The following is a 21,057-nucleotide window of genomic DNA, read 5'->3' as shown; positions in this document are numbered from 1 at the left end:
CAAGAAACTCGTTATTTCCAGTTTTCTCTTCGCCTAGACCAAGCTTGCTTCTCAACATTCGCGTTTTGATTTCTGCTTTCTGTTGGTCGCTTGGTTCTGTGTTTAGCTAAACATTCTCGACAATAAACTGGTTTGTCTGCTGTTGGTTTGAAAGGAACAGTGGCGGCTTTACCGCAATCACTACATTTAATTTGAGTTTGAATTGTATTTCTTTGGGACATAACTTGATATCCTGCTAATTTTAACGCTATGAAAAATAGCGGATGAATTAACCTGACCATAGATGTATTCGACTGACTTAAACATTTGCATAAACAGAAACAATAAACCATGGAAAAACTAAAAGCCTTATCTTGGTTTACTTTAAAATTTGCCAAAAGCTTGCTTGGTAGTCCTTTTTTCCTTATTGAATTAAAAACGAAAAAAGGGAAAGAGGTTGTGGGGGGGGGTTAACCCGTTTATGGGCGCTTCCTGAGCATGATTAGCAGCAATAAAGCGCCTATCACAATGATTGTTACGAACAGACCAGCGATTGCAGGGACAAAGTATGTTTCAGAGACAGTTGGTGGTTTCTCCGTTGGCGCAACAGTAGGTTCTGGGGCAGCTCCTACAACAGCATAAGTTTTCGCTGCTGAGGGGTAGTATGCCTTAGAGCCTGCAAAGGTTGCGGTGATGGTGTATTTGCCTGGAACATTTGGCGTCTCCCATTGGAAGCCAAATGAACCGCTACCATCGCTTGTAGCTGTGCCTAGTGTGATGAAGTTGCCGTTAGGATCAATGGCAGTTAGGGTTACTTCAACACCAGTAACGTTTTCTGGGCATGGGAATTGCTTGTAGACGTATCGCATCCATGCGCTTTGGCTTTCGTCAGCAACTGCCGGAACACCGTTGGGGAATCTTGCTTGCAAATCATAGCCTTTAGTGCCTGGTGAGATGTCAGTAACGCTGCCGGATATCACTATGCTGTTTCCTGCAACAACCTCAACGCTTGGAGCGCTCACTTGAAGGGCGCTTGGTCCTTTACCTATGGCCCATATTTGTTGGTCATAAGTATCCATTGTTGCAATAACGCTGTCACCGATGATGGCGCGTCCACCCCAGCGAGTTGAACGGAACATACCGTTAACTCTGAAGATTTCAGTGCCGTCGGTTGCGTTAAGGCATATGAATGGAGCGTCTCTTGGCAAGGGTTGGTTGGCTGAGTGTTCACAGTGTGCTACATAGATTTTTCCGTCAGTGATGAACAGTGGTTTCACCCACCAGTCGCTTGCGAACAGGTATTCAGTGTAGGGTTCAACTGCATGGTATTCCCATAATCGCTTGCCTGTCTTCACATCATAGCAGTAGACTACGCCGCCGACACTTGCACTGTATAGTTTTCCGTAGGCAATGTTTCGAACGTCGTCTGCCGAGTCATCAATTGCGTCCAAGTAGTGCTGTGGTTCAGTTGGGCCCCACAGGTACTTTCCAGTTTCGAGGCTAAAGCCATAGTGCTCTCGTGTTTCTTTAATCCACATGACAGCAACTTTGTCTTCTATGCTCCAACCGACCCAGCCACCGGCAAAGCCGCTTATAGTTAAGTTGCCTTCATTCCAGTATGCTGGTGGTGTGTATTTGTTATTGAACAGCACTGTTCCTTCTCTTCCTTTTTCTAAGCTTATGGCCCATAGGTCGACTGCAGTTCTAGCTAGGTTTGCGCCGACGATTCTGTCACCCAGATAGACTCTTTGGACGCTACCAAGGTAGGTTCCTTCTGGGAACGTGAAGTTGTATGCATACGCGCGTTGAGCGGCTGCTGTTAGTGCTCCAGTCGTAGTTGTTGCTGACGCGTTATATGTTGATGGTCCTGGACCTAGGAAGCTGCCGTCCATTGAAATGAGTGCGCTTAGGTTCCACAGCATGAATCGACGTGTTGAAGAGGTATAGCTCCAACGATAGATGTCGCCTTTTTCACCGACTATTGTAGTTCCTGAAGGTACGTTAGTGATGGTGAGTTTTAATGTTGCATCGAATGGGTCAAAACCATACCAGGTGGTTCCAGAGACACACCATATGTATGAGTAGGTGCCCATGTAGTTGTATGATTGGAAGTAGTAGGTTTGGCACATTGTTATTGACATGTTAGCGCCGAATACTGTCTTCCATAGCACTTCGCCAGTGCGTAGGTTTATGGCTGTGTATTCAAGTGGGCGAACGGCTGTGTGGTGTGTGTAGATTAGGATTCCTGCGATGATGAATCGACTTGTCCATTTGCCTTGATATGCGTCTCCAGTTTCAAAACCGACCGGGCCGAAGTTGATTGAACTGTTGAGTCCAACGTCTCCGCCGACGAGACCGCCCAGCGTAAGTGGCCTATTCCATAGTACGTGTGCAGTTTCTGGGGCGTCGTTGTAAGGAACATAGAGGTTTTCAGGACTGGCTACTAACCAGCTTCCTGCCACCGTGTACCATTCCCTGAATTGGGGATCGATAGGGCGAGTCCAGTATTCTTCTGGAAGAGGAACGCCTGGGTAATACTCTATTGTTCCTTCGATTACTTGGAGCGTTAAAAGTTCACTGTTGCTGGCTAGGTACTTTGTTGTTGTATAGTTTTGTTCAGGGAAGTGTGTTTGGAGTGTATAGTTGCCTGCAACGTCTGGAATATAGACAGTGCCTGTTCCACCTGTTGAATCAGTCTTAAATGGACCTAATGTCACCTTATCGCCGTTGGGTTTAGTAACAGTTACAGTTAACCCTTCCCAACCGGAGCCGACAGAACCGATGGTGTCTGTGATTCCAAGGTGAATTAGAACCTCTCCACCGACGTTAACTGGGTTTGGTATAGCGCCAATATAGGCATATGTTGCTTTTGTGTTAGCTTGTGCTTCTGCCGAGGGTGCGAACATGATTAGTGTGCTTATAGCAAACATAAGAGTAAATGCGATCGCAATGGTCTTGTTTAGCGTTTTCATTTTTTTTCTCCTTTACTTTTATTGAGCGAAAATAGATTTCGCTCGTAGGTAGTTAGCGCTAAATACTTAAAAGGTTTTGCAAGATCGCCCTCTGAATTAATGGAAAAATGCCAAAATTCTGCATAAAAAAACGCCAAAAAGTATTAATTTTATTAACAACTGCTTCGTTCACACATGAATAATTCATATAAGGAGCCTTTTTCGCATCCTTAACTATAAAATTTCATTTTGTCTCTTAGCTTTTTGTATCTATCAGGCATGGCTCGCAAGTTTCTTGCAGAAAAAGCATGAAGCAATTTATGAAATATTTTTATAGCCTGAGAAACTATTAAGCGGAAGGATGAATGTGAACAAAAAAATCCTTATTGTTTTTGTTTTATGCACATGTTTGGCGGCTTCTTTTGTAACATACCAATTCATGTTCGCTACTCCTGCCAGTCAACCCAACCAACCTAAAGAGACTGACCATAGCTCAAATGCTACTCTCACTCCCACTGCCACACCAACTAACAACAACCCAAGTTCGTCTCCCACCGATTCATCCAGCAACTCACCAACAACAAATCCCACACCTATTGAAGTCCCCATAAACACTGACGAACCACCGCCACCACACGTTAACGAAGCGGATCATGAAGAAGCGGCAGACTATGTGTGGAATGAAGCTAACGTTGTTGATGTGACGTTAAATGGCAATTCAATAACTGTTAGTAACTCGAGTGTTGCAACAGTAACTGGCGGCAAAGTAACAATTACGTCAGCTGGAACTTACAGGTTAAAAGGTTCTTTAACTAATGGACAAGTAATCGTGAATACAGCTGATAAAGCAACAGTACGGTTGCTGTTAAACAACGTCAATATTTACTGTTCTAATAGCGCTCCAATATTTGTTATGGACGCCAAAAAAACCGTAATAATTCTGGAAGCAGGAACACAGAACAACATAACAGATGGTTCTTCGTATACTGTTAATGCTGAGGGGGAACCAAAGGGAGCGATTTTTTGCAAATCAGACCTTACCATTTATGGAGCGGGCGCACTAACTGTTCAAGCAAATTATAATGATGGCATATCTAGTAACGATGGTCTAATCCTTGGCGGCGGTCAAATTAGCGTAACTTCTGTAGGCGATGCAGCCAGAGGCAAAGACTATGTTGTCGTTAAAGAGGGTAACATCAATTTAAATGCTGGCAAAGATGGGTTAAAATCAGATTCCAAAGACGCCACTAGAGGATACATAACGATAAAAAACGGAGTTTTACAAATAACTGCTGGAGAAGATGCGATTAATGCACAAAGTGACTTTTTAATGCAGAATGGACAAATCACCGCGTACGCGGGCGGAGGTAGCAGCAATAATGTTGTTCAAGGCGTATCGACAAAGGGAATTAAGGCAATTGTTGAGTTAGTTATTGACGGCGGAACTTTTACCATTGACACATCGGATGATGCTATTCACTCTAATGGAACCATAACAATCAACAGCGGCATATTTAACCTTAAAACAAACGATGATGCCATGCATGCTGACGACTCACTGGTAATTAATAACGGAGATATAGCAATTACAAAATGTTTTGAGGGACTTGAAAGCGCAAATGTAACCATAAACAACGGCAATATTCACATAGTTTCAAGGGACGATGGCATAAACGTTGCTGGAGGAAGGGATGGTTCTGGATTCACTCGTCCAGGGTGGGGTGGAGACACGTTCGGTTCAGGAAACTACCATCTCTTCATCAACGGTGGCTATATCTACGTAAATTCAGGCACCGACGGTCTTGATTCAAACGGAGACATCATAATGACTGGCGGCAAAGTAATTGTGGATGGTCCAACTACAGACATGGAAAGTGCGATTGACCACGATTTCCCTCCGCCAAGGGGTTATGGCGGATTCAAAATGACAGGCGGATGGATACTGGCTGTTGGGAGCGCTGGAATGGCAGTTGGGCCAAATTCTTCATCAACACAAAATTCAGTATTGTTTGAATTTTCTTCAAGTAAATCTGGAGGTACACTGCTACATCTAAGAACCAGTGGCGGTGCTGAAATCTTTACCTTTAAGCCAGTAAAAATGTACAAGTGTTTTGTGTTCTCTTCACCTGACCTTAAACAAGGTACAACATATGAGGTTTACACTGGCGGCAGCACAACAGGCACAGCAGTAGATGGCTTGTACTCTGGCGGAACATACACCCCCGGAACCAAGGCAAATCCTGTCTTTACAATAACTAATGTTGTAACTTCGCTTCGTAAAACTCAACCTATTTTTTAACTTGACCTTTAACCTGCGTTTAATGGTAACTTGAGGGTATTCGACAGGCTGAAGGGCCTGCTTGGCATTTCTTTTGAGTCCTGCACATTGAAAACTTGCCGAAGGCTACTTGTGGATTAATGGTGTCAGGGAACAGCCCGCAGATGTATTGGGGAATGAACTCGTTGTATTTGATTTCCATTAGGACGGCTGGTTGATCAATCACGCTCATGGTGCTGAGGTTGCCGTCAAAGAATGATGCTGTTCCGATGTCTACGCGTAAATTGGTGTCAAAGGTTATTCTTACGTTGCCGACTGGGTGAATGTAAGCTTCACGGTCGTACTCTACAATCGTGACAGGGCGCATTAGATTGTTGCGTGTTTCTACATAGAAATCCTTCAACAGTTGGTCTTTGGTGTTTGCTATAAACTCAAACTGGCCAGAGATAATTTGGTCAGCTTCCTTCCGCGTTAACCTAGTGCTTTCTTTTAAAATGTATTGATGAACTTTTGACTTCCGCTCAAACTTAATTACTGCATCACTGTGGTTATAGATGCGCATGCGGTACTTCTTTCGCTTAAAAACTCCAGCTGATTTATCACAAAGAGCGGTCTCCATAAAATCGTCAAAGTAAAGATTACGTATGTTGTAGCTTTTTTTTGTTCCCATGTTCGGGTCAGGCGTAAGCAGGGTGGCGAGCTTTTTTTGTAAAACCTGATACTGTAGCAAATTAATAGAGTGCTTTAGTTCGTGTCTGAAGTGAATTTCTTTTTCGCCAGCCACTTATCTCTTCCTCCTGAAATGAAATTTATGTTTAAATGCCGCAACCACGCAGATTGCGAGGGCAATAGTGATGAACAACCAAACTTCCCATGAAGCCAGCGTAATCTTTCTTGGATTCGCAACGTTAGCTCTGCCTGCGGTTGGACTCGTCATATAATCCCAACTTGAACCCCCATCTGGGAGCCGCCCATACGAAACATCCCTAATCTGCTTGTGATAAATAACAAAATCAATCAATGTTTGTCGATCTTGCGCATAGAGGGCTATCACGCCGCCGTTTGCTTTGAGGTTAAAATTTGTCTGAAGCTGCGCTCTACCTGCATCAGCATCTGCCCAAATAATCAGGTAGCTGTGTGGAAGAATCGTTGTTCCGTTGGGAAAACGCCAGCTGGCTTTTGAAAGGCTGTCTGAAAGGTACATACCGCTTAAATCTATTGATGTGTCTCCACTGTTGTATAGTTCAAGCCAGTCTGGGTGTCCTCCAAAGACGCTTTCAACTGCTCGGTCGTTATCAGCCATAAACTCGTTGATAACTAAGCCTTGTGGAATCACTACTAATGATTGGCCACCTGCCGTGTTGGCGGTGGATGAAGTAGCGGATGAATTACCAGTAGATGAGGAATCATTGCTTAGGTTTGTAAATACTAATAGTCCAGCCGCTAACAAAACCGCTATCACCATAACTATTGGCGCTTGGATTGTTTTCGTCATCTATCACCAGCTAAACGACAGTTTTTGCTATATTCTGATTTGTTCTCTTCTCAGCAAGATTACGGCTACTATGTTGTGCCAGAGGTGTAGCTTACAACTGATGTGTCTTTTACGCCTTTGATTTTTAGTAGTTCATCTACTTTTGGCACGTCTTTTGAGTTCATTCTAACTTCCCCCATTAATTCTATGCCTTCAGCGTTTGCTGTTCTAGAGCGAATTTTGTATTTTGGCATAGCAGCTTGAACCGCGGATTCAGCGTCACTTGTGTAATGAACCACTATTAGGTACGGGTCTGGACCGCGAAAACTTGTCCGTTCCAGCACCAGAAGCAAAAGAGCGATTACAGGCACGCCTACTATGGCAATCATGTAAACTCCTGCGCCGCAGATAATGCCTGTTGCAATAGCCCAGAAAGTGAAAACTATGTCTTTGGGGTCTTTGATGGCTGTTCGGAAACGCACGATGCTCAAAGCCCCAACCATGCCAAGTGACAGGGCAATGTTGGAGCTGATTGGCAACACGACTAGAGTTACCACTAAGCCCGTTAGGACCAGACCTACGTTGAATTCTCTTGTGTAAACAATTCCTTTGAAGGTTTTTCGGTAAATGTAGAAAATTAGGAGGCTGATTGCAAAGTCTACCAGTAGCGCTGTGAGGACTCTGTCGATTGTCAGCGATTGATAAGTGTTTGGAGGGTTTAGGAAGTCAGTGATTAGTTGTTCCCAACTCATTTATGTCAACCTTGCGTTTGATATTTTCTGTATTTGCGTATTGAGCTAATAAAACTATATAGTATATCAAATTATGCCCAAATCCATCCTGCTCCAAAATAAATTATACCCAAATCTATTCTACTGTGAGTTAAATACAAAGTATCTTTCTAATCCATAATTCTTTTAATAAACAAGCGCTTCATTATCGGGGTATGGGAAAGCTTGGAGTTTACAAGCTAATAGCACTATTGACCCTTTCCTTGATTTTAACTAGTAACTTTGCGCTTGCCAACATGCCGTTTGAGCCCCAAGTTAGTTCCGCTGAGAGTGTTAACGCAGCAGATGACCCAGCACGTTATTCGATGAGTTGGGATGTCAATTCTCAGGCAAACTTTGAAAACGAAAGTTCAGTTGAGTTAGTGATAGGCGTCAGCAGTAAATCTAACAGTTTTGCTGGCTTATCAAGAATTATACGCGAGAAAGGCGGCGAAATCGTCGATACTGTTTCAATGGGAAAATCCAATGCAATCGTCGTGAATATATCTGCGAAATCAGCATCTTCGCTTGCTGGGGAGTTAAGAGCTTCAGGTTTCTCAAACTATGTTGAACCAAACATCCTGTTCACGGTTGATTCAGTGCCAAACGATACATATTGGAGTATTCAATGGGGACCAAAAAAGATACAGGCTGATTATGCATGGGATAAAACAGCAGGCAACCAAAGCATACTGGTAGCCATTATTGACACAGGCATTGATTATAATCATCCTGATTTAAAATCAAATTATGTATCTTTAGGGTATGATTGGGTCAACAAGGACTCAAACCCACTTGATGATAATGGACATGGAACGCACTGTGCAGGAATAATCGCCGCAGTAACTAATAATTCAATAGGCATCGCGGGATTAGCGCAAGTCCGCATTATGGCTGAAAAAGCTCTCGGTGCAGATGGAAGCGGCTACTCAAGTAATTTAGCGAAGGCAATCAAACATGCTGTGGACAAAGGGGCTCAAATTATCAGTAACAGTTGGGGAAGCAACGAATCAAGTTCTCTCGTCTATGAAGCAATCACTTACGCTACCGAACATGGCGCTCTCGTCTTAGCCGCCGCTGGGAATACAGGTAAAAACGAGTTGCAATATCCAAGCTCTTATGATAATGTGGTTGCAGTGACAGCCACTGACGAATCTGACGCTGTAGCTTTGTTCAGCACGTATGGAGAGTGGGTGGATGTTGCAGCTCCGGGAGTTTCGATATACTCAACCATGCCCACCTATTCCGTGACATTAAACAGTAAAGGGTATTCCCGTAATTATGCATACATGAGCGGAACTTCAATGGCGTGTCCCCATGCCGCAGGAGTTGCAGCGCTCATTTGGAGCCAGTACCCTGGCATGACTGCAAATCTGGTTCGTTACCAACTGGAAACCACAAGCGACGACTTAGGCGTAGTAGGTTTTGATATTTACTATGGTAACGGAAGAATTAACGCAAAAAATGCCGTAGGGCAGACCCCCCTTGAACACGACCTAGTTGCCCTTAATTGGACAACACCAAGCACGTTTATTAAAACAGGGATTCCGATAGCCTTCAATTTTACAGCTTTCAATAGGGGGTTCAGAAACGAGTTTAATGTGCGTATTGAGTTGTCTGCAAACGGTAGTTTAGTTAATTCTACAACCGTGGCTTCTTTAGCATCAGGTGCTTCCGCGCTTGTTTCCCTTTCATGGACGCCTAGCACACCGGGGCTTTATAACGTCACTTTTGCGATAGTTCCAGTTTCTGGTGAAACACTAATTGAGAACAACAAATTCAGTCACAATTTAAACGTGGTGACTCCGCCAAATGAGGCTAACTTTACTTTGCTTGCTACTGACCCAGATGAGGGAAAAGGTATGGGTCTGAAGGCTGGTTATAGTCAGTTGCAATCGGGTGTAGTTTTTTTTAAGCTTGAGTTTTATCGTCAATGGCGCACGGTGAAAAGCGATGTTGACGTCTCAATTTTGATTGATGTAGACCAGAACTTTCGCACTGGTTTGCCTGATGGATATTACTTTGGGCAGAAAACTAGCATGGGCACAGATTATATGATTCTTGTGGGTGATGAAGGACCAGCAGTTTGGAAATGGAACAATACACTTGGTTTCTTTGATGTTGAGACTGCCATCCCCATAGTTTACCTTGATGCCCCAGACAACTCCAACTCCTTTGTTGTAGGCGTGAATCTATCGGATTTAGGAGCAGATGACTTTTTTGACTGCGCCTTCTGTGACGCTTGGTCAGACTGGGATTGGATGCCTAATTCGGGGTATGTTCCCTTTATTCAGAACAGAAGTCAGCATGAGATAGCTGTTACTTTGCAGACGCCTAAGGGCTTGCAAGTGGGGGAAACGGCTCTTGTTAATGTGACTGTGTATAACTTTGGGCAGAGCAGTGAAGCGGATGTTGTGCTTCAAATTTTCATAAACGGTGAACTCTTTAGTAGCAAAACTTATGCCAGCTTAACCAGTGGTTCATCTGTCCAGACCAGTGTCTCTTGGAACCCTACCATTGAAGCGCTCTACAACGTTACAGCTTTTGTTGCACCAGTAAATAGCGAAGAGGTAACGCAAAACAATGTGAAGAGCAGGGTGGTCTCTGTTAGTGATAAAATTGCTTTAATATCTGATTATTCGGAGCTTTGGACTATTGTACCAATTCTTGATACTTTAATGCTGAATTATGAAATTTTCGAGAACAATACTGTCTACTTGTATACGGAAAACCTGACTTTGCTCCAGCGTTACCGCGTGGTGATTTTCTATAACTATCAACGCGCCATAACAAGCAATGAGGAATCAGCCCTTAACGCTTATTTAGCTTCTGGAGGTAACCTGCTAGTTACAGGTCACGACTCGCTGGGATTCCCAAACGACATGAGAATGGCAAACATCGTCCGCTCATCAACTGTCGGTGACAATTACAACCAGCCTGACTTGTATGTGCAGGATGCTTCCCACCCAATAGTGGATGGTCCGTATGGAAAATTCGCTGCAGGATACCATATCACAGGTCTCTATCAAGACAATGATGCGGCAAGAGCTGACACAGCTAAGAATGCGACAACGATTGCCAAGCTAGCCAACGGATATGACAAAATTATTGCAACCGCAGGTATTCCGGGTAATGTTGTTTACTGGAACGGTGATGGGGTTGATGATTGGACTTCCAATGCGGATTGTGGTGCTATGTTGAAAAATATGCTGGTTTGGTTTTTGGATAAAACTCCGCCTGTAACAATTGATGATTATGATGGTTTGTGGCATTCTGCTGATTTCACGATTACTCTTACTGTTAATGAACCGTTTGGGGTAGCTGGAACTTATTATAGGATAAATAATGGCACAGTGAAAACCCTCAGCGTTGATGGGCAGCCCCGAATCACCATCGAAGGTGGTAATAACACGTTGGAGTATTGGAGTGTAGATTTAATCGGTAACGAAGAGGTACCGCATAAAATTGTAACACAGATTAAGTTGGATAAAACTGCGCCTACAGCAAAAATTAAGGATGAACAAGTGGTTACCACAGAATTGCGTGTCAGTTTTGATGGAAGTGGCAGTTTTGACAGCAACGGAATCGTTAGTTATATGTGGGATTTCGGAGACGGCAACCGAGCTCAAGGGGCGTCTATTGTGTATACTTACTCGCAAACTGGAACTTACACAGCAACGTTAACTGTGCAGGACCCAGCTGGCAACAACGCAACAGCAACAGCGCTAATTAACATAACTGCAAAAGCCTCTCCAGCGCAAACAGCTACGCCGCAGCCCTCTCCAACGGCAACTGCCACGCCAACGCCTTCGCCGACTCCGTCTTCGTCTTCGCCGCAAAGCTCAGCAACTATTCAAGCGATAACGGCGGACGGTGCAACAGTTAACCTTGCCATTACTGGAAACATAAGTGCTACGCAAATATCTGGTGCCCGCTTTACAGTGAATCAATCTTCATCCACGGCAATGTTGTCGTTTGTTTTGGCTGGCGAAGATGGCACGGCAGGGTTCTGCAATATCACTATTCCTAAAAGCTTGATACAGGCTGGGACATCGGCGAGGGTTTTCGTAGACGATGAGTTGTGTCAAGACCAAGGTTACATTGAGGACTCCGGCAATTACTATGTTTGGTTCACACTGCGATTCAGTACGCATAACGTGTCAATTGTCTTCAAGGTGCAGTCTTCATCCATAGCAGAATTTTCGTGGTTGCTTTTGTCGATACCGTTGGTTGTGGTTCTTTTAATTTTGGGTGGCTTTTTAGTGCAAAAGAGGCGCCGAAAATCTGTTGGTCAATAGGTTCTTGCATGCAATTTTTGGTTTACCCTAAAATTTATTAGTCGTGCAAGCGCCTAGTCGGTTGGTGAGGAGCGCCTGTGAAGCGGTTGAAAGAGCCCCTCTCCCTTTCAATTGGGGTTTTCTGCAATCGCTAAGTAGGAACAGACTCACCATTATTCTGTTTTTTTAACTGCGGTTTCGGTCGGTGGTTCTATTTTTTCTTGTCGGCGGGCTCTTGGCCAGAAGAATGCGCTTGCGAAAAGTATGATGAAGGATATGAAGATTAGCATGAATAGTGTGTCGTAGGCTTCTCCGATGGTGGTTTTCCAGAGGAAGCATTGGAAGTAGTTGTTTGCGTATGGGCCTGGTCCTGGCCAGAACCAGCCGGTTCCGTCTGGGTTTTGGTGCCATACTGGTCCTGAGACGATGATGTCTAGTTGCCAGAGGCTAAAGAAGAGTAAACCTAGTGCGGTCATTACGCCTGCGAGGTTTAGGATGGCGCTTGTTTTGACGAGGTTTCTGCCGAAGTTTTTGAGTTTTTGGGATGGGCTTGTTTTCTGTCTTGGGGTGCATGGTTCTTGGAGTGTTTGGGTTCGTTTGTAGTTTATGTAGCCCATGGCTGAGATTCTGGCTGTTTCGAATAAGCCGTAGATGAAGACGCCTATGCCTGCTAGTAGCATGCCGAAGCCTGCGTAGTTTAGGATGGTGGTTTTTGCGAAGGAGCTGCCGATTAGTGAGCCGTTGATGGCTAGCATGGCTCCGATGCCGATTGCCCATATGCTGCCTAGGACTACGCGTGGTTCGTTTTCGGCGCAGTAGATTTCGTTTAGTTTCCAGCGTTCTCTGTAAATCATGACGATTGTTTGGGTTATGCCTATGCTTAGGATGGTTATTCCAGTTAGGAGGATGCCGAAGCCTGCGTAGTTTAGTAAGGTTTCTTTTTCGTAGCTGTTAGCGAGTAGGGAGCCGCCGACGGTTAGGATTAGACCTAAGGTGACTAGGAGTGTGCGGAAGAAATTGGCGGTTGGTTTTTTGGGTCGTATGCGTTGTTTAATTTGTGTGGCTTGGGGTTTTTCTGAGCGCAGAACCTTTATTGTTGTTATGGTCATGGCGGTTAATCCTACGATGAAGACTCCTGCTCCAGATAGCAACAGTGCGTAGCCTGTGTCGTTTAGGATGGTGCCTTCTGCCCATTGGGTACCTAGCAGAAAGCCGGTGACGGTTAGGGCTAAGCCGATGCCTATGGACCAGACGCTGGCGAGCAGGAGTTTAGGATTGAAGAGTTTGGCTTCTGGGTCTTGTTCGCATAGTCGGATTTGTAGTGATGTTGCGGCTGTGGCGAATATGCCTATGATGAAGGCGGCTAATCCTGCTAGTAGCATGCCGAAGCCTGTGTAGTTTGTTAGTGTGGCTTTTTCGTAGGAGCTGCAGATTAGGGAGCCGATGATGGCTAACACTAAGCCGATTGCCATCAGTTTGGTTCGGCTTGAGATGGATTTTTGGTTGCTTTCGATGTTGGTTGCGCTCATTTTCTCACCATCGCTGTTTGATGGCTCAACCGAGTGTAGTGATTATTGGTGCATCTTGCCTATAACGTTTGAGTTGGTTGCTGTGGCGTGGCTAAGAGTGTCGTATTACGTTTGTATTACGGGTAAGAAGGCTTTTATGTTATTTTTTTGGAGGCTACAGTAACATGGAATTGGAAAGGATTGGTCTATGATGATGTATAAACATAGTAGTGCTAAACGTGCTTCAGTAATTGCCATGACAGCGGCGCTTTATGCTGTGTTTTTCTTTTTGTCTTGGTCTGTTACTTTGCCGCATTTTACTCTTCTTTATTTGCCGATTATTTTGTTGGGTGTTTTTCCTGTTTGGTTTGGTTGGAGCGGGCTGGTGGGCTCGATGATTGGTGGGTTCATCGGTGGTGCTTTTGTGGAGGGTTTGGGTTTTCTTGGGGTTTTTGAGTCGGTAGTGGCTTTGATTATTTATTTGATTAATTGGGTGCTTATGCCAAAGGGTGCTGCTGAGAACGGTGAGCGTAAGGGGCTGTTTGTTCTTTTAGGTGTGTATGCGTTTAGTCTTTTTGTTGGGACGAGTTATATTCTTTGGCAGTACACGGTTTTGCCTCAACTGTTTAGTGCGTCTGAGGCGTTGGTTGTTTTGGGGCCTACGTTTGCGCTTAATTTGCCGATTGTTTTGATTGCGAGTCCAGCGTTGCTTCGGGTTGTGTCTCCGAAGTTGAGGCTTTGGGGTATGTATGTTGGTAATTTTGCGGAGTGGAGAAGCGGGGCAACGGTAAAGCCTAGATGAATTAATCTTCTTTTTTTTATTAGAGTTTCTGGTATTTCTTCGTCTATTTCGTCTGCTGGTTGGCTATTTGGGGAGATAAGTCTGTGGGTTACTTGGATTGGTCAAGTATATCTTGAGTTATTTCGTAAGTTTCGTCGCATGCGTCTAGGAGTTCATTATGCACATACATTGGAGGGGTTTTAGAGTAGTAAAGAATCGTTACAATGCCTTCTTCTTTCGCAACGTTGACTGCTGGGACGAAGTCGCTGTCTCCAGTGATTAATATTGCCTTGTCGATAATTCCTTTGCAAGAAAGTTTGACTAAATCAACTGATAAACAAACGTCTACACCTTTTTGTTTAAAGGTAGTTCCGATACGTTGTAGTCTTCCAGGTCTGAAATCTAGTCGGGGTATCTTCTTTAGATATGCTTCGAACTTGGAAAATTCTGAATATTTTGTTTTTTCAGCAGGTGTTGGTGGGTCACTTTGGTATGGTCGGCAGTGGTAATAATAAGTCCTTATTCGTTCACAACTTGCTCTGCTGCAAAGTAAATCTGAGAACTTTTCAAAGTTAAAGGGCGGTCTGCCTTTTACTTCTAAAACTTTCGCTAGGTAGCCGCCATCAATAAGTACGACCGCTTTGCCCATAAAATAGAGAGTACGCTTGTTTGATTATAAATGCCTATCGTTCCCGTGGGGACAATAGGGAGAATATACACGGTATACACTGTTTATTGTACATAATATAAGGTTTGTGTTATTTTTCCCAAATTCTAATCTGTATTTCAAATCTACAGATTATGCTATGGTGGCATGTTTTAAGAAATAATGGGGTTTTATTGAGAGGGTGTTTTAGAGTGGTGTTTGGTTGTTTGTGGTTTGTGTTTTGGTGTATTGGATTTGGGTTTTTTTGGGTTTGCGTGAGCTCCAGCTTAGGTATGCGACTGATATGATTAGGAATGTTGAGTCTAGTACGTTTGGGAATGATGGGAAGTAGACCCAGTGGTTGAAGAATGTTACGAATTTTACTGCTATGCCGATTGTGCCGCATACGAGCATGATTAGGATGCAGTCGTGTGCGAGTTCTTTCCAGCTGTTGTGTATGACGTGCATATATCATCGGTTGGAATATGTCGGGTTTCGTAATAACGGTTCGGAATTTGGAATCTGTATTTGAAATATGTAAAAGGGTGTGTGTTATGAGATTCTTGTGGCTGTTTCGATGACGAAGCCTTTTTTGGTTATGGAGTAGGGTAGTCTGCGGTTTGGGATGAATGAGCCTTTGAGTTTTCTGATGAGTATGTCTCTTTTTGTGTTGTCGGTTGTCCATGTTGTGTTGAAGTTTATGACGCCTTCGGCGAAGTGTTGCATGGCTGTTTCTGCGTTTGGGTCTTGCATGCCTTCGGTTAGGAGGAGTAGGTGGAAGTTTTCGGTGTTTTTGTTTTGGTGGCTCATTTCGGTGAGGAGGTCTATTGCTTCTTGGGTTTTGCGTGTGAAGAGGACTTCTGAGAGTGAGTCGAGGATTATGGTTCTTTTTTGTTTGATTTCTTCGGTTATGGTTTGTGCGAGGTCGTTTGTTTTTTGTAGGGTTTTGAATTTCCAGTTTCCGTTGGTTTCTAATGGTGTTATGTCCCAGTTGTAGGCGTTCATGTCTTCTCTTATGCTGTCGAATGATGTGTTTACGGTGAAGTATGTTATGGGGTTTTGTTTGGCTCTTGTGTAGGCGATTTGTTTGGCGAAGATTTCGTTTCCTGAGCCTGGTGTGCCTGTGAGGAGTAGGATTCTGGGTGGGAGTCCGCCTGTTAGGAATTCGTCTAGGCCTGCGATGCCTGTTTTGATTAGTTTCATGTGTGTTTCTCTTAGTTATTTGGTGGGTGGTTTGTTATATGTGTTGTTAATTTGAATTAAGCGTTTTGTGGGGTTTTTTTGGGTTGGTGGTTGTTTTTTGTCTTGTTTTTTGGTTTGTTTGTATTGTTTTTTGGTATGAAGTATATCGGTTTTGGATAGAGAATTTCTGCATATGCCTTTTTAAGCAACCGCTTCTACCTTAGTATCAAAAGGCAATACATAATAAATGAGAAAGGAGAGCAAAAAAATATGAAATTTAGAAACATCCGCAAAAATGTTAAAGCGATCTCACCAGTCATTTCAGTGCTATTAATGATAGCTGTTGCAGTCGTTGCATCTTTAGTTGCATACGCTTGGGTTATGGGGTACATGGGATTCCAAACCGCTAAGACAGGTCAAGCAATACAAATACAAAGCGTTGTTTTCGATGTTGCAAACAGCGATGTGACTACTGTATATGTTCAGAACGTTGGTGACGGTGTTGTTACACTCGACTATGTGTACATTGAGGGTGTACAAATCGGAGACGAGCTTAACAAACCCGTAGACACTGGTGCTACTGAAGGAATTCCTCTCGGCGCAAATGGTCCATATACCGTTGGTGACATGATAACCATCAAAATTACCACCGAAAGCGGAACATACAGCGAAATATCAAAAGTAGTTCCAGCACCAACTCCAACACCAACTCCAACACCAACTCCAACACCAACTCCAACACCAACTCCATAAGAGTGAATCGCTGAAACAAATCAGTCATCTTTTTTCCTTTTTATTTAAAAATTTAGAAAAGAACATATATGCTACCGCTAATTTGAGAGGGGATTAAGTGATACCAAAGAGGAGTAACATGAGAAGTCTGTTCGGCAAGAAAAAACAGGTTGTCGTAACGGAGGAAACTCCGCAAAACGCAGAACCTGAAAAAAGTAGATCTTTTAGGCTCAAAAAGCCCAAGACTAAACCTCAAGAGCAGCCAGCAGTAGCAATGCTGGAACCCGAGGCTTTGTTGCCTGCTGACGTAGAAATCTTAGAGACTTACCCGATTAATCCTCCCTTCAGTTACATAAACATCGTCCGAGACCTCATAAAAGGAAACGTAACCTACACAGTAGTAGAACCCACACTTTCCCCAACAGATATTGTGAATCTCAAGCGCCTAAAAGGCATCCTAAACGAAGTTTTAGAATTAAAATTAACCGAATTACAAACCAAAAAAGCAGCATCCGACTACCTAGTGCAAAGATGCAACGAAATCTTTGACCAATACGCCTTCAAACTGGATGCTGAAACTAGAAAAAAACTAATCTACTTCATCCTAAGGGACAACATCGGCTTTGGAAAAATCGACGCCCTCATGGGCGACCAACTAATCGAAGACATCTCCTGCGACGGAGTCAACGTACCACTGTACATTTGGCACCGCAAATTCGAATCAATCCCAACAAACATAAAATTCGACACAGCCGAAGAACTAGACTCATTCGCCCTACGATTAGCCTACATGTGCGGAAGCCACGTATCAATAGCCCAACCACTACTCGACGCAAGCCTACCCGACGGCAGCAGAATCAACCTAACCTACGGCAGCGAAGTCACACGCAAAGGCTCAACCTTCACCATAAGAAAATTCAAACTCGACCCCTTCACAGTCACAGACCTAGTCAAATTCGAAAGCCTCTCACCAGAAATGGCAGCCTTCTTCTGGTACGCCGTAGAAAACCGCGTATCCATACTCGTAGCAGGAGGAATCGCCGCAGGCAAAACCACACTACTAAACTGCTTAAGCATGTTCATCAAACCAGACCTAAAAGTCGTATCAATCGAAGACACACCCGAACTGAACCTACCACACGAAAACTGGATTCCAGCAGCAACCCGAACACACTTCGGACTATCAACAGAAACCGCAGACGTAACACTCTTTGACCTGCTTAAGGCTTCGTTAAGACAAAGACCAGACTACATCATCGTAGGCGAAATCAGAGGCGCCGAAGCCTACACACTATTCCAAGCCGTCAGCACAGGACACCTAGGCATGTCCACCGTCCACGCAGAATCAGTAGAATCCACCGTGTACAGACTAGAATCAGCACCCATGAACATCCCACGAACACTCATCGCAGGCATCGACATCATCCTCGTCCAAAAACGAGTAGAAACCGCAGGCAAACCAGTCAGAAAAACAGTCGCCACATCAGAAATCGTTGGCCTTGACCCACGCTCAGGCGAAATCCTAACAAACGAAGTCTACCGATGGAACCCAACCAACGACACCTTCGATTACACTGGAAGAAGCTACATCCTAGAAAAAATCGCTGAAAAGAAAGGCGTAACAACCGAGGAAGCAACCGAAGAACTGCAAAGAAGAGCCAAAGTAATCGAGTGGATGGTTAAAAAGAACGTGCGCAACTACCGAGACGTCTCCAACATAATCAGGTCCTACCTTGAGAATCCTAATCGCATCCTACAAGAGGTAGCGAAGGATGAATAAGCAACTACTGGCACTATTTCTCACCTTATCAAACCACGTTCCTTACTTTTTTACCTCAAAACTAGAGAACCTCAGAGAAAAATTAGCTAAAGCCAGTATCAAAATCACCTTCCAAGCATACATCGGACTAATTGCATTCGCCTCGCTCCTAGCAGGCGTCATAACATTAGTATTGAGCTTACTATTTTCATCCATAGCCCTTCCCATTCTCTCAGCAATAGTGCTGTCGATTTTTACAGGATTCATCTCGGCCATGCTTGCAGCAGTCACATGCATACTGTACCCTTCACTTGCCATATCCTCAAGAGCAAGAAAAATAGATGCAAACCTACCTCTAACCGCCAACTTTATGGCAGTTCTTGCAAGCTCAGGAATGCCTCCCGAACGAATCTTCAGGTCACTAGCAAACGTAGGAGACGAATTCGGCGTAGGCGCCGAAATGCGAAGAACCATCGGCGACATCGAACTGTTAGGCTTAGACCTCAACGGCGCATTAAAAAATGCTTCCAAGCGTTCCCCTTCTAAACGCTTTGCCGCCTTACTTGACGGAGTAGTCACTACCTCACACATGGGCGGCGACTTAGCATCGTATTTGCGTGATGAATCAGACAAATTCAAGAAAGCCCGCATGTCTTCCATGAAGAGCTTCTTAGAATCCTTAGGCGGCATGGCAGAGGTTTACGTCAGCTTCATGATTGCCCTGCCACTGGCCCTTGTAGTCATGCTAACGATAATGTCATTTTTAGGCGGCGGCGCCGCCATGATGGGCAACTTAGACCCCGAAGTTGTTTTAACACTTCTAACTTTTGTCGTTACACCCGCTGGCGTAGGCATGATGATACTGCTGGTTGACTCAATGACTCCACCGAGGTAAACAAAAAATGCGCAAGATTTCACTAAAAACCAGAAAGATTGTTGCGGCTACTTCGGTGGTTGCCGTTCTTGCAACAGTGCTTTTGCTGTTTATCCTGTGGCCTGACACGATTGTTTACGCTAATGAATTGTTCTTCTTTTCAATCTTAGCAGTTATTATTCCCTCTGCGATTTTGGATTATGAGAATCAGCGGTGGCTTGAAGCTATCGAAGACCAGATGCCGCTGCTGGTGCGCGGAGTAGCCGAGTCACAGGAGACTGGCTTGACGCTGATTAAAGCATTTGAGAAAGTCGTAGATAACCGCATGGTCGGGCGTCCCTTGGCTGATGAGGTGCGTAAGATTACGGTTCAGATGTCATGGGGAACATCGTTTGAGGATGCTTTGACTAACTTTAAAGAAAACATTAATTCGCCGATTGTAAATCGGTTCTGCGCCTTGGTTTTAGAAGCCAGCCGCTCAGGAGGCACCATAAAGAAAGTGTTCACTGCCACATCTGGCTTCATGGAGGAAATGAAGGAGATCGATAAGGAAACCAGCGCTCAGATGAAACCTTACGTGGTTATTGTTTACGCAGCGTTCTTTGTGTTCATCGTAACGTCGATTCTGCTGGTGCAGTCGTTTTTTGCTCCCATGCAAGGCGCACCGCAGATTATGAATCAAGTTTCCATCGGCAGCATCAGCGGGTTTAAAGATTTCTTTTACCGAGATATGCTTGTGTCTGCGGTGACGGGCGGGTTGATGGCTGGCAAACTTGGCGAGCGCCGTGTGGCTGGCGGGTTAAAACACGCGATTATTCTTAGTGTGGTGGGGTACGTGCTGTTCTTTTTTACGATTCCGCCGAATTGGATGGGAGGTTGAAAGAGGATGGTGTTGCGAGGGTTTGGTAGGAGTAGGCGTGGGCTTTCCACGGTTGTTTCTACGATTTTGATGATTATGGTTGTTATGATAGGGATGAGCATACTGTTTGGGTATGTGGCTTTTTACTCGCAGACTTACCAGGCAGGCGTGGGTGGCTCAGTTCTGGAGCACCTCACGGTTGAGGACATATGGATAAGGGATGAGCATGCGGTGCAGATTACAGTGTATAATGCTGGAACGCGGGCGAACTTGGGCACTGACGTGGATTTTGAGGTTGCCACTATTTTCGTTAACGGTTCACCGTTAATTAACGTTAAAGATGATGCAGGCAGTAACGGGGGTACAATTAACTTTAATGAGCAGACCGTTGAGGCTGGGAAGTCAGCTACGTTTCTGTGCAGTTGGGAGGCGCCTAAGCAGTTTGTGAGTGGGCAAACGTACACTTTTAAGGTTGTTACGATGAGGAGTTCAAGTTTTGAGGTGAGTCACTACTATGCGCCGTAAGGGAATGTTTAAACTAAGGTTCCTTGCTGATCGCAGGGGCACTGCTGAAGTTATTGGTTCGATACTGTTCATAATTATTTTGATGTTTTTGTTTACGAACGTGTATTTGTGGCATGACGCTGCCGTGAAGGATGCGAATGCGATGCATCTTAAGCAGATGAATGCAGGCATGGAGCTGAGTTACGCGAATCAGCAGCTTAATGTGACGGCGAAGGGTTCGGATATTTCCTTGTATCGGTTGTGGGTAGCGAAGAGTAATGGGCATTATTATGCAGAATTGAACGGGAGATATGTAGCGGCTGGAAACTATTCAACGATTGTCTTTAACACTCTCGATTTCAGAACTGTTGATGGAAATCCCACTTCGACACCTGTGGTTGGCGTTGGTGACAGGTTGGCTGTGGTTAACACGCTGGGCATTAAGGTAGAAATGATTGTACGGTAGTAAGTTATTGTCTAAGT

At 44.4% G+C, this 21,057-nt stretch carries 19 protein-coding genes; 10 read left to right on the top strand and 9 right to left on the bottom strand.

Going from position 1 to position 21,057, the window contains the following annotated elements; genetic code table 11:
• Positions 1-11 precede the first annotated feature (11 nt).
• The gene (locus NWE95_03455) at positions 12-221 is read right to left on the bottom strand and encodes a hypothetical protein (protein ID MCW4002954.1); all 210 of its coding nucleotides are present in this window, start codon (positions 219-221) and stop codon (positions 12-14) included.
• A 109-nt stretch (positions 222-330) separates the two neighbouring features.
• On the opposite strand from NWE95_03455, the gene NWE95_03450 reads away from it, so the two are divergent.
• Entirely contained in the window at positions 331-453 is a 123-nt protein-coding gene (locus tag NWE95_03450; GenBank protein ID MCW4002953.1) for a hypothetical protein, read from the top strand.
• Positions 454-458: 5 nt separating this feature from the next.
• Here NWE95_03450 and NWE95_03445 read toward each other — a convergent pair whose 3' ends face one another.
• Positions 459-2,951, bottom strand: a complete 2,493-nt coding sequence (locus NWE95_03445) for a PQQ-binding-like beta-propeller repeat protein (protein MCW4002952.1) — start codon at positions 2,949-2,951, stop codon at positions 459-461.
• A gap of 340 nt (positions 2,952-3,291) precedes the next feature.
• On the opposite strand from NWE95_03445, the gene NWE95_03440 reads away from it, so the two are divergent.
• Positions 3,292-5,229, top strand: coding sequence for a carbohydrate-binding domain-containing protein (locus NWE95_03440; GenBank protein ID MCW4002951.1), 1,938 nt, complete (start codon positions 3,292-3,294; stop codon positions 5,227-5,229).
• Positions 5,230-5,248: 19 nt separating this feature from the next.
• Here NWE95_03440 and NWE95_03435 read toward each other — a convergent pair whose 3' ends face one another.
• The 3 genes from NWE95_03435 to NWE95_03425 all read right to left on the bottom strand — a co-directional run bounded on the left by NWE95_03435 (position 5,249) and on the right by NWE95_03425 (position 7,434).
• Positions 5,249-5,992 (bottom strand): polyphosphate polymerase domain-containing protein, encoded by a 744-nt coding sequence (locus tag NWE95_03435; GenBank protein ID MCW4002950.1) that lies wholly within the window; start codon positions 5,990-5,992, stop codon positions 5,249-5,251.
• Positions 5,993-6,703: a lamin tail domain-containing protein gene (locus NWE95_03430; protein MCW4002949.1), complete on the bottom strand. Its 711-nt coding sequence runs from the start codon at positions 6,701-6,703 to the stop codon at positions 5,993-5,995. It abuts the gene before it with no gap.
• Positions 6,704-6,771: 68 nt separating this feature from the next.
• A complete protein-coding gene (locus NWE95_03425) occupies positions 6,772-7,434 on the bottom strand; it encodes a DUF4956 domain-containing protein (protein MCW4002948.1) in 663 nt (220 codons plus the stop codon).
• Between the two features lie 194 nt (positions 7,435-7,628).
• Between NWE95_03425 and NWE95_03420 the strand changes: the two genes are divergently transcribed.
• Complete coding sequence (locus NWE95_03420) at positions 7,629-11,750, top strand: S8 family serine peptidase (protein MCW4002947.1); 4,122 nt, start codon at positions 7,629-7,631, stop codon at positions 11,748-11,750.
• A gap of 152 nt (positions 11,751-11,902) precedes the next feature.
• On the opposite strand, the gene NWE95_03415 is transcribed toward NWE95_03420, so the two are convergent.
• Positions 11,903-13,258, bottom strand: a complete 1,356-nt coding sequence (locus NWE95_03415) for a hypothetical protein (GenBank protein MCW4002946.1) — start codon at positions 13,256-13,258, stop codon at positions 11,903-11,905.
• A gap of 187 nt (positions 13,259-13,445) precedes the next feature.
• Here NWE95_03415 and NWE95_03410 point away from each other — a divergent pair, with 187 nt between their 5' ends.
• Positions 13,446-14,039: a hypothetical protein gene (locus NWE95_03410; protein MCW4002945.1), complete on the top strand. Its 594-nt coding sequence runs from the start codon at positions 13,446-13,448 to the stop codon at positions 14,037-14,039.
• 88 nt (positions 14,040-14,127) lie between these two features.
• On the opposite strand, the gene NWE95_03405 is transcribed toward NWE95_03410, so the two are convergent.
• The 3 genes from NWE95_03405 to NWE95_03395 all read right to left on the bottom strand — a co-directional run bounded on the left by NWE95_03405 (position 14,128) and on the right by NWE95_03395 (position 15,867).
• Positions 14,128-14,667, bottom strand: coding sequence for an NYN domain-containing protein (locus tag NWE95_03405; GenBank protein ID MCW4002944.1), 540 nt, complete (start codon positions 14,665-14,667; stop codon positions 14,128-14,130).
• A gap of 204 nt (positions 14,668-14,871) precedes the next feature.
• Positions 14,872-15,132: a hypothetical protein gene (locus tag NWE95_03400; GenBank protein ID MCW4002943.1), complete on the bottom strand. Its 261-nt coding sequence runs from the start codon at positions 15,130-15,132 to the stop codon at positions 14,872-14,874.
• 84 nt (positions 15,133-15,216) lie between these two features.
• Entirely contained in the window at positions 15,217-15,867 is a 651-nt protein-coding gene (locus tag NWE95_03395) for an RAD55 family ATPase (GenBank protein ID MCW4002942.1), read from the bottom strand.
• Positions 15,868-16,116: 249 nt separating this feature from the next.
• Here NWE95_03395 and NWE95_03390 point away from each other — a divergent pair, with 249 nt between their 5' ends.
• From NWE95_03390 to NWE95_03365, 6 genes are all read left to right on the top strand, one after another.
• Positions 16,117-16,599, top strand: coding sequence for a hypothetical protein (locus NWE95_03390; GenBank protein MCW4002941.1), 483 nt, complete (start codon positions 16,117-16,119; stop codon positions 16,597-16,599).
• Positions 16,600-16,717: 118 nt separating this feature from the next.
• Positions 16,718-18,358, top strand: a complete 1,641-nt coding sequence (locus NWE95_03385; protein ID MCW4002940.1) for a type II/IV secretion system ATPase subunit — start codon at positions 16,718-16,720, stop codon at positions 18,356-18,358.
• Positions 18,351-19,232 (top strand): type II secretion system F family protein, encoded by an 882-nt coding sequence (locus tag NWE95_03380; protein MCW4002939.1) that lies wholly within the window; start codon positions 18,351-18,353, stop codon positions 19,230-19,232. Before NWE95_03385 ends, NWE95_03380 begins: the two co-directional genes overlap by 8 nt.
• A gap of 7 nt (positions 19,233-19,239) precedes the next feature.
• The gene (locus NWE95_03375; protein ID MCW4002938.1) at positions 19,240-20,091 is read left to right on the top strand and encodes a type II secretion system F family protein; all 852 of its coding nucleotides are present in this window, start codon (positions 19,240-19,242) and stop codon (positions 20,089-20,091) included.
• 6 nt (positions 20,092-20,097) lie between these two features.
• Positions 20,098-20,595, top strand: coding sequence for a hypothetical protein (locus NWE95_03370; protein MCW4002937.1), 498 nt, complete (start codon positions 20,098-20,100; stop codon positions 20,593-20,595).
• The gene (locus tag NWE95_03365) at positions 20,585-21,040 is read left to right on the top strand and encodes a hypothetical protein (protein MCW4002936.1); all 456 of its coding nucleotides are present in this window, start codon (positions 20,585-20,587) and stop codon (positions 21,038-21,040) included. Before NWE95_03370 ends, NWE95_03365 begins: the two co-directional genes overlap by 11 nt.
• The last annotated feature ends 17 nt before the right edge of the window (positions 21,041-21,057 follow it).

The sequence above is a fragment of the Candidatus Bathyarchaeota archaeon genome (assembly GCA_026014725.1).
Lineage (GTDB): Archaea > Thermoproteota > Bathyarchaeia > Bathyarchaeales > Bathycorpusculaceae > Bathycorpusculum.
The sequence above is the reverse complement of the archived record's forward strand: the minus strand, read 5'-3'. Positions and strand labels throughout refer to the sequence as shown.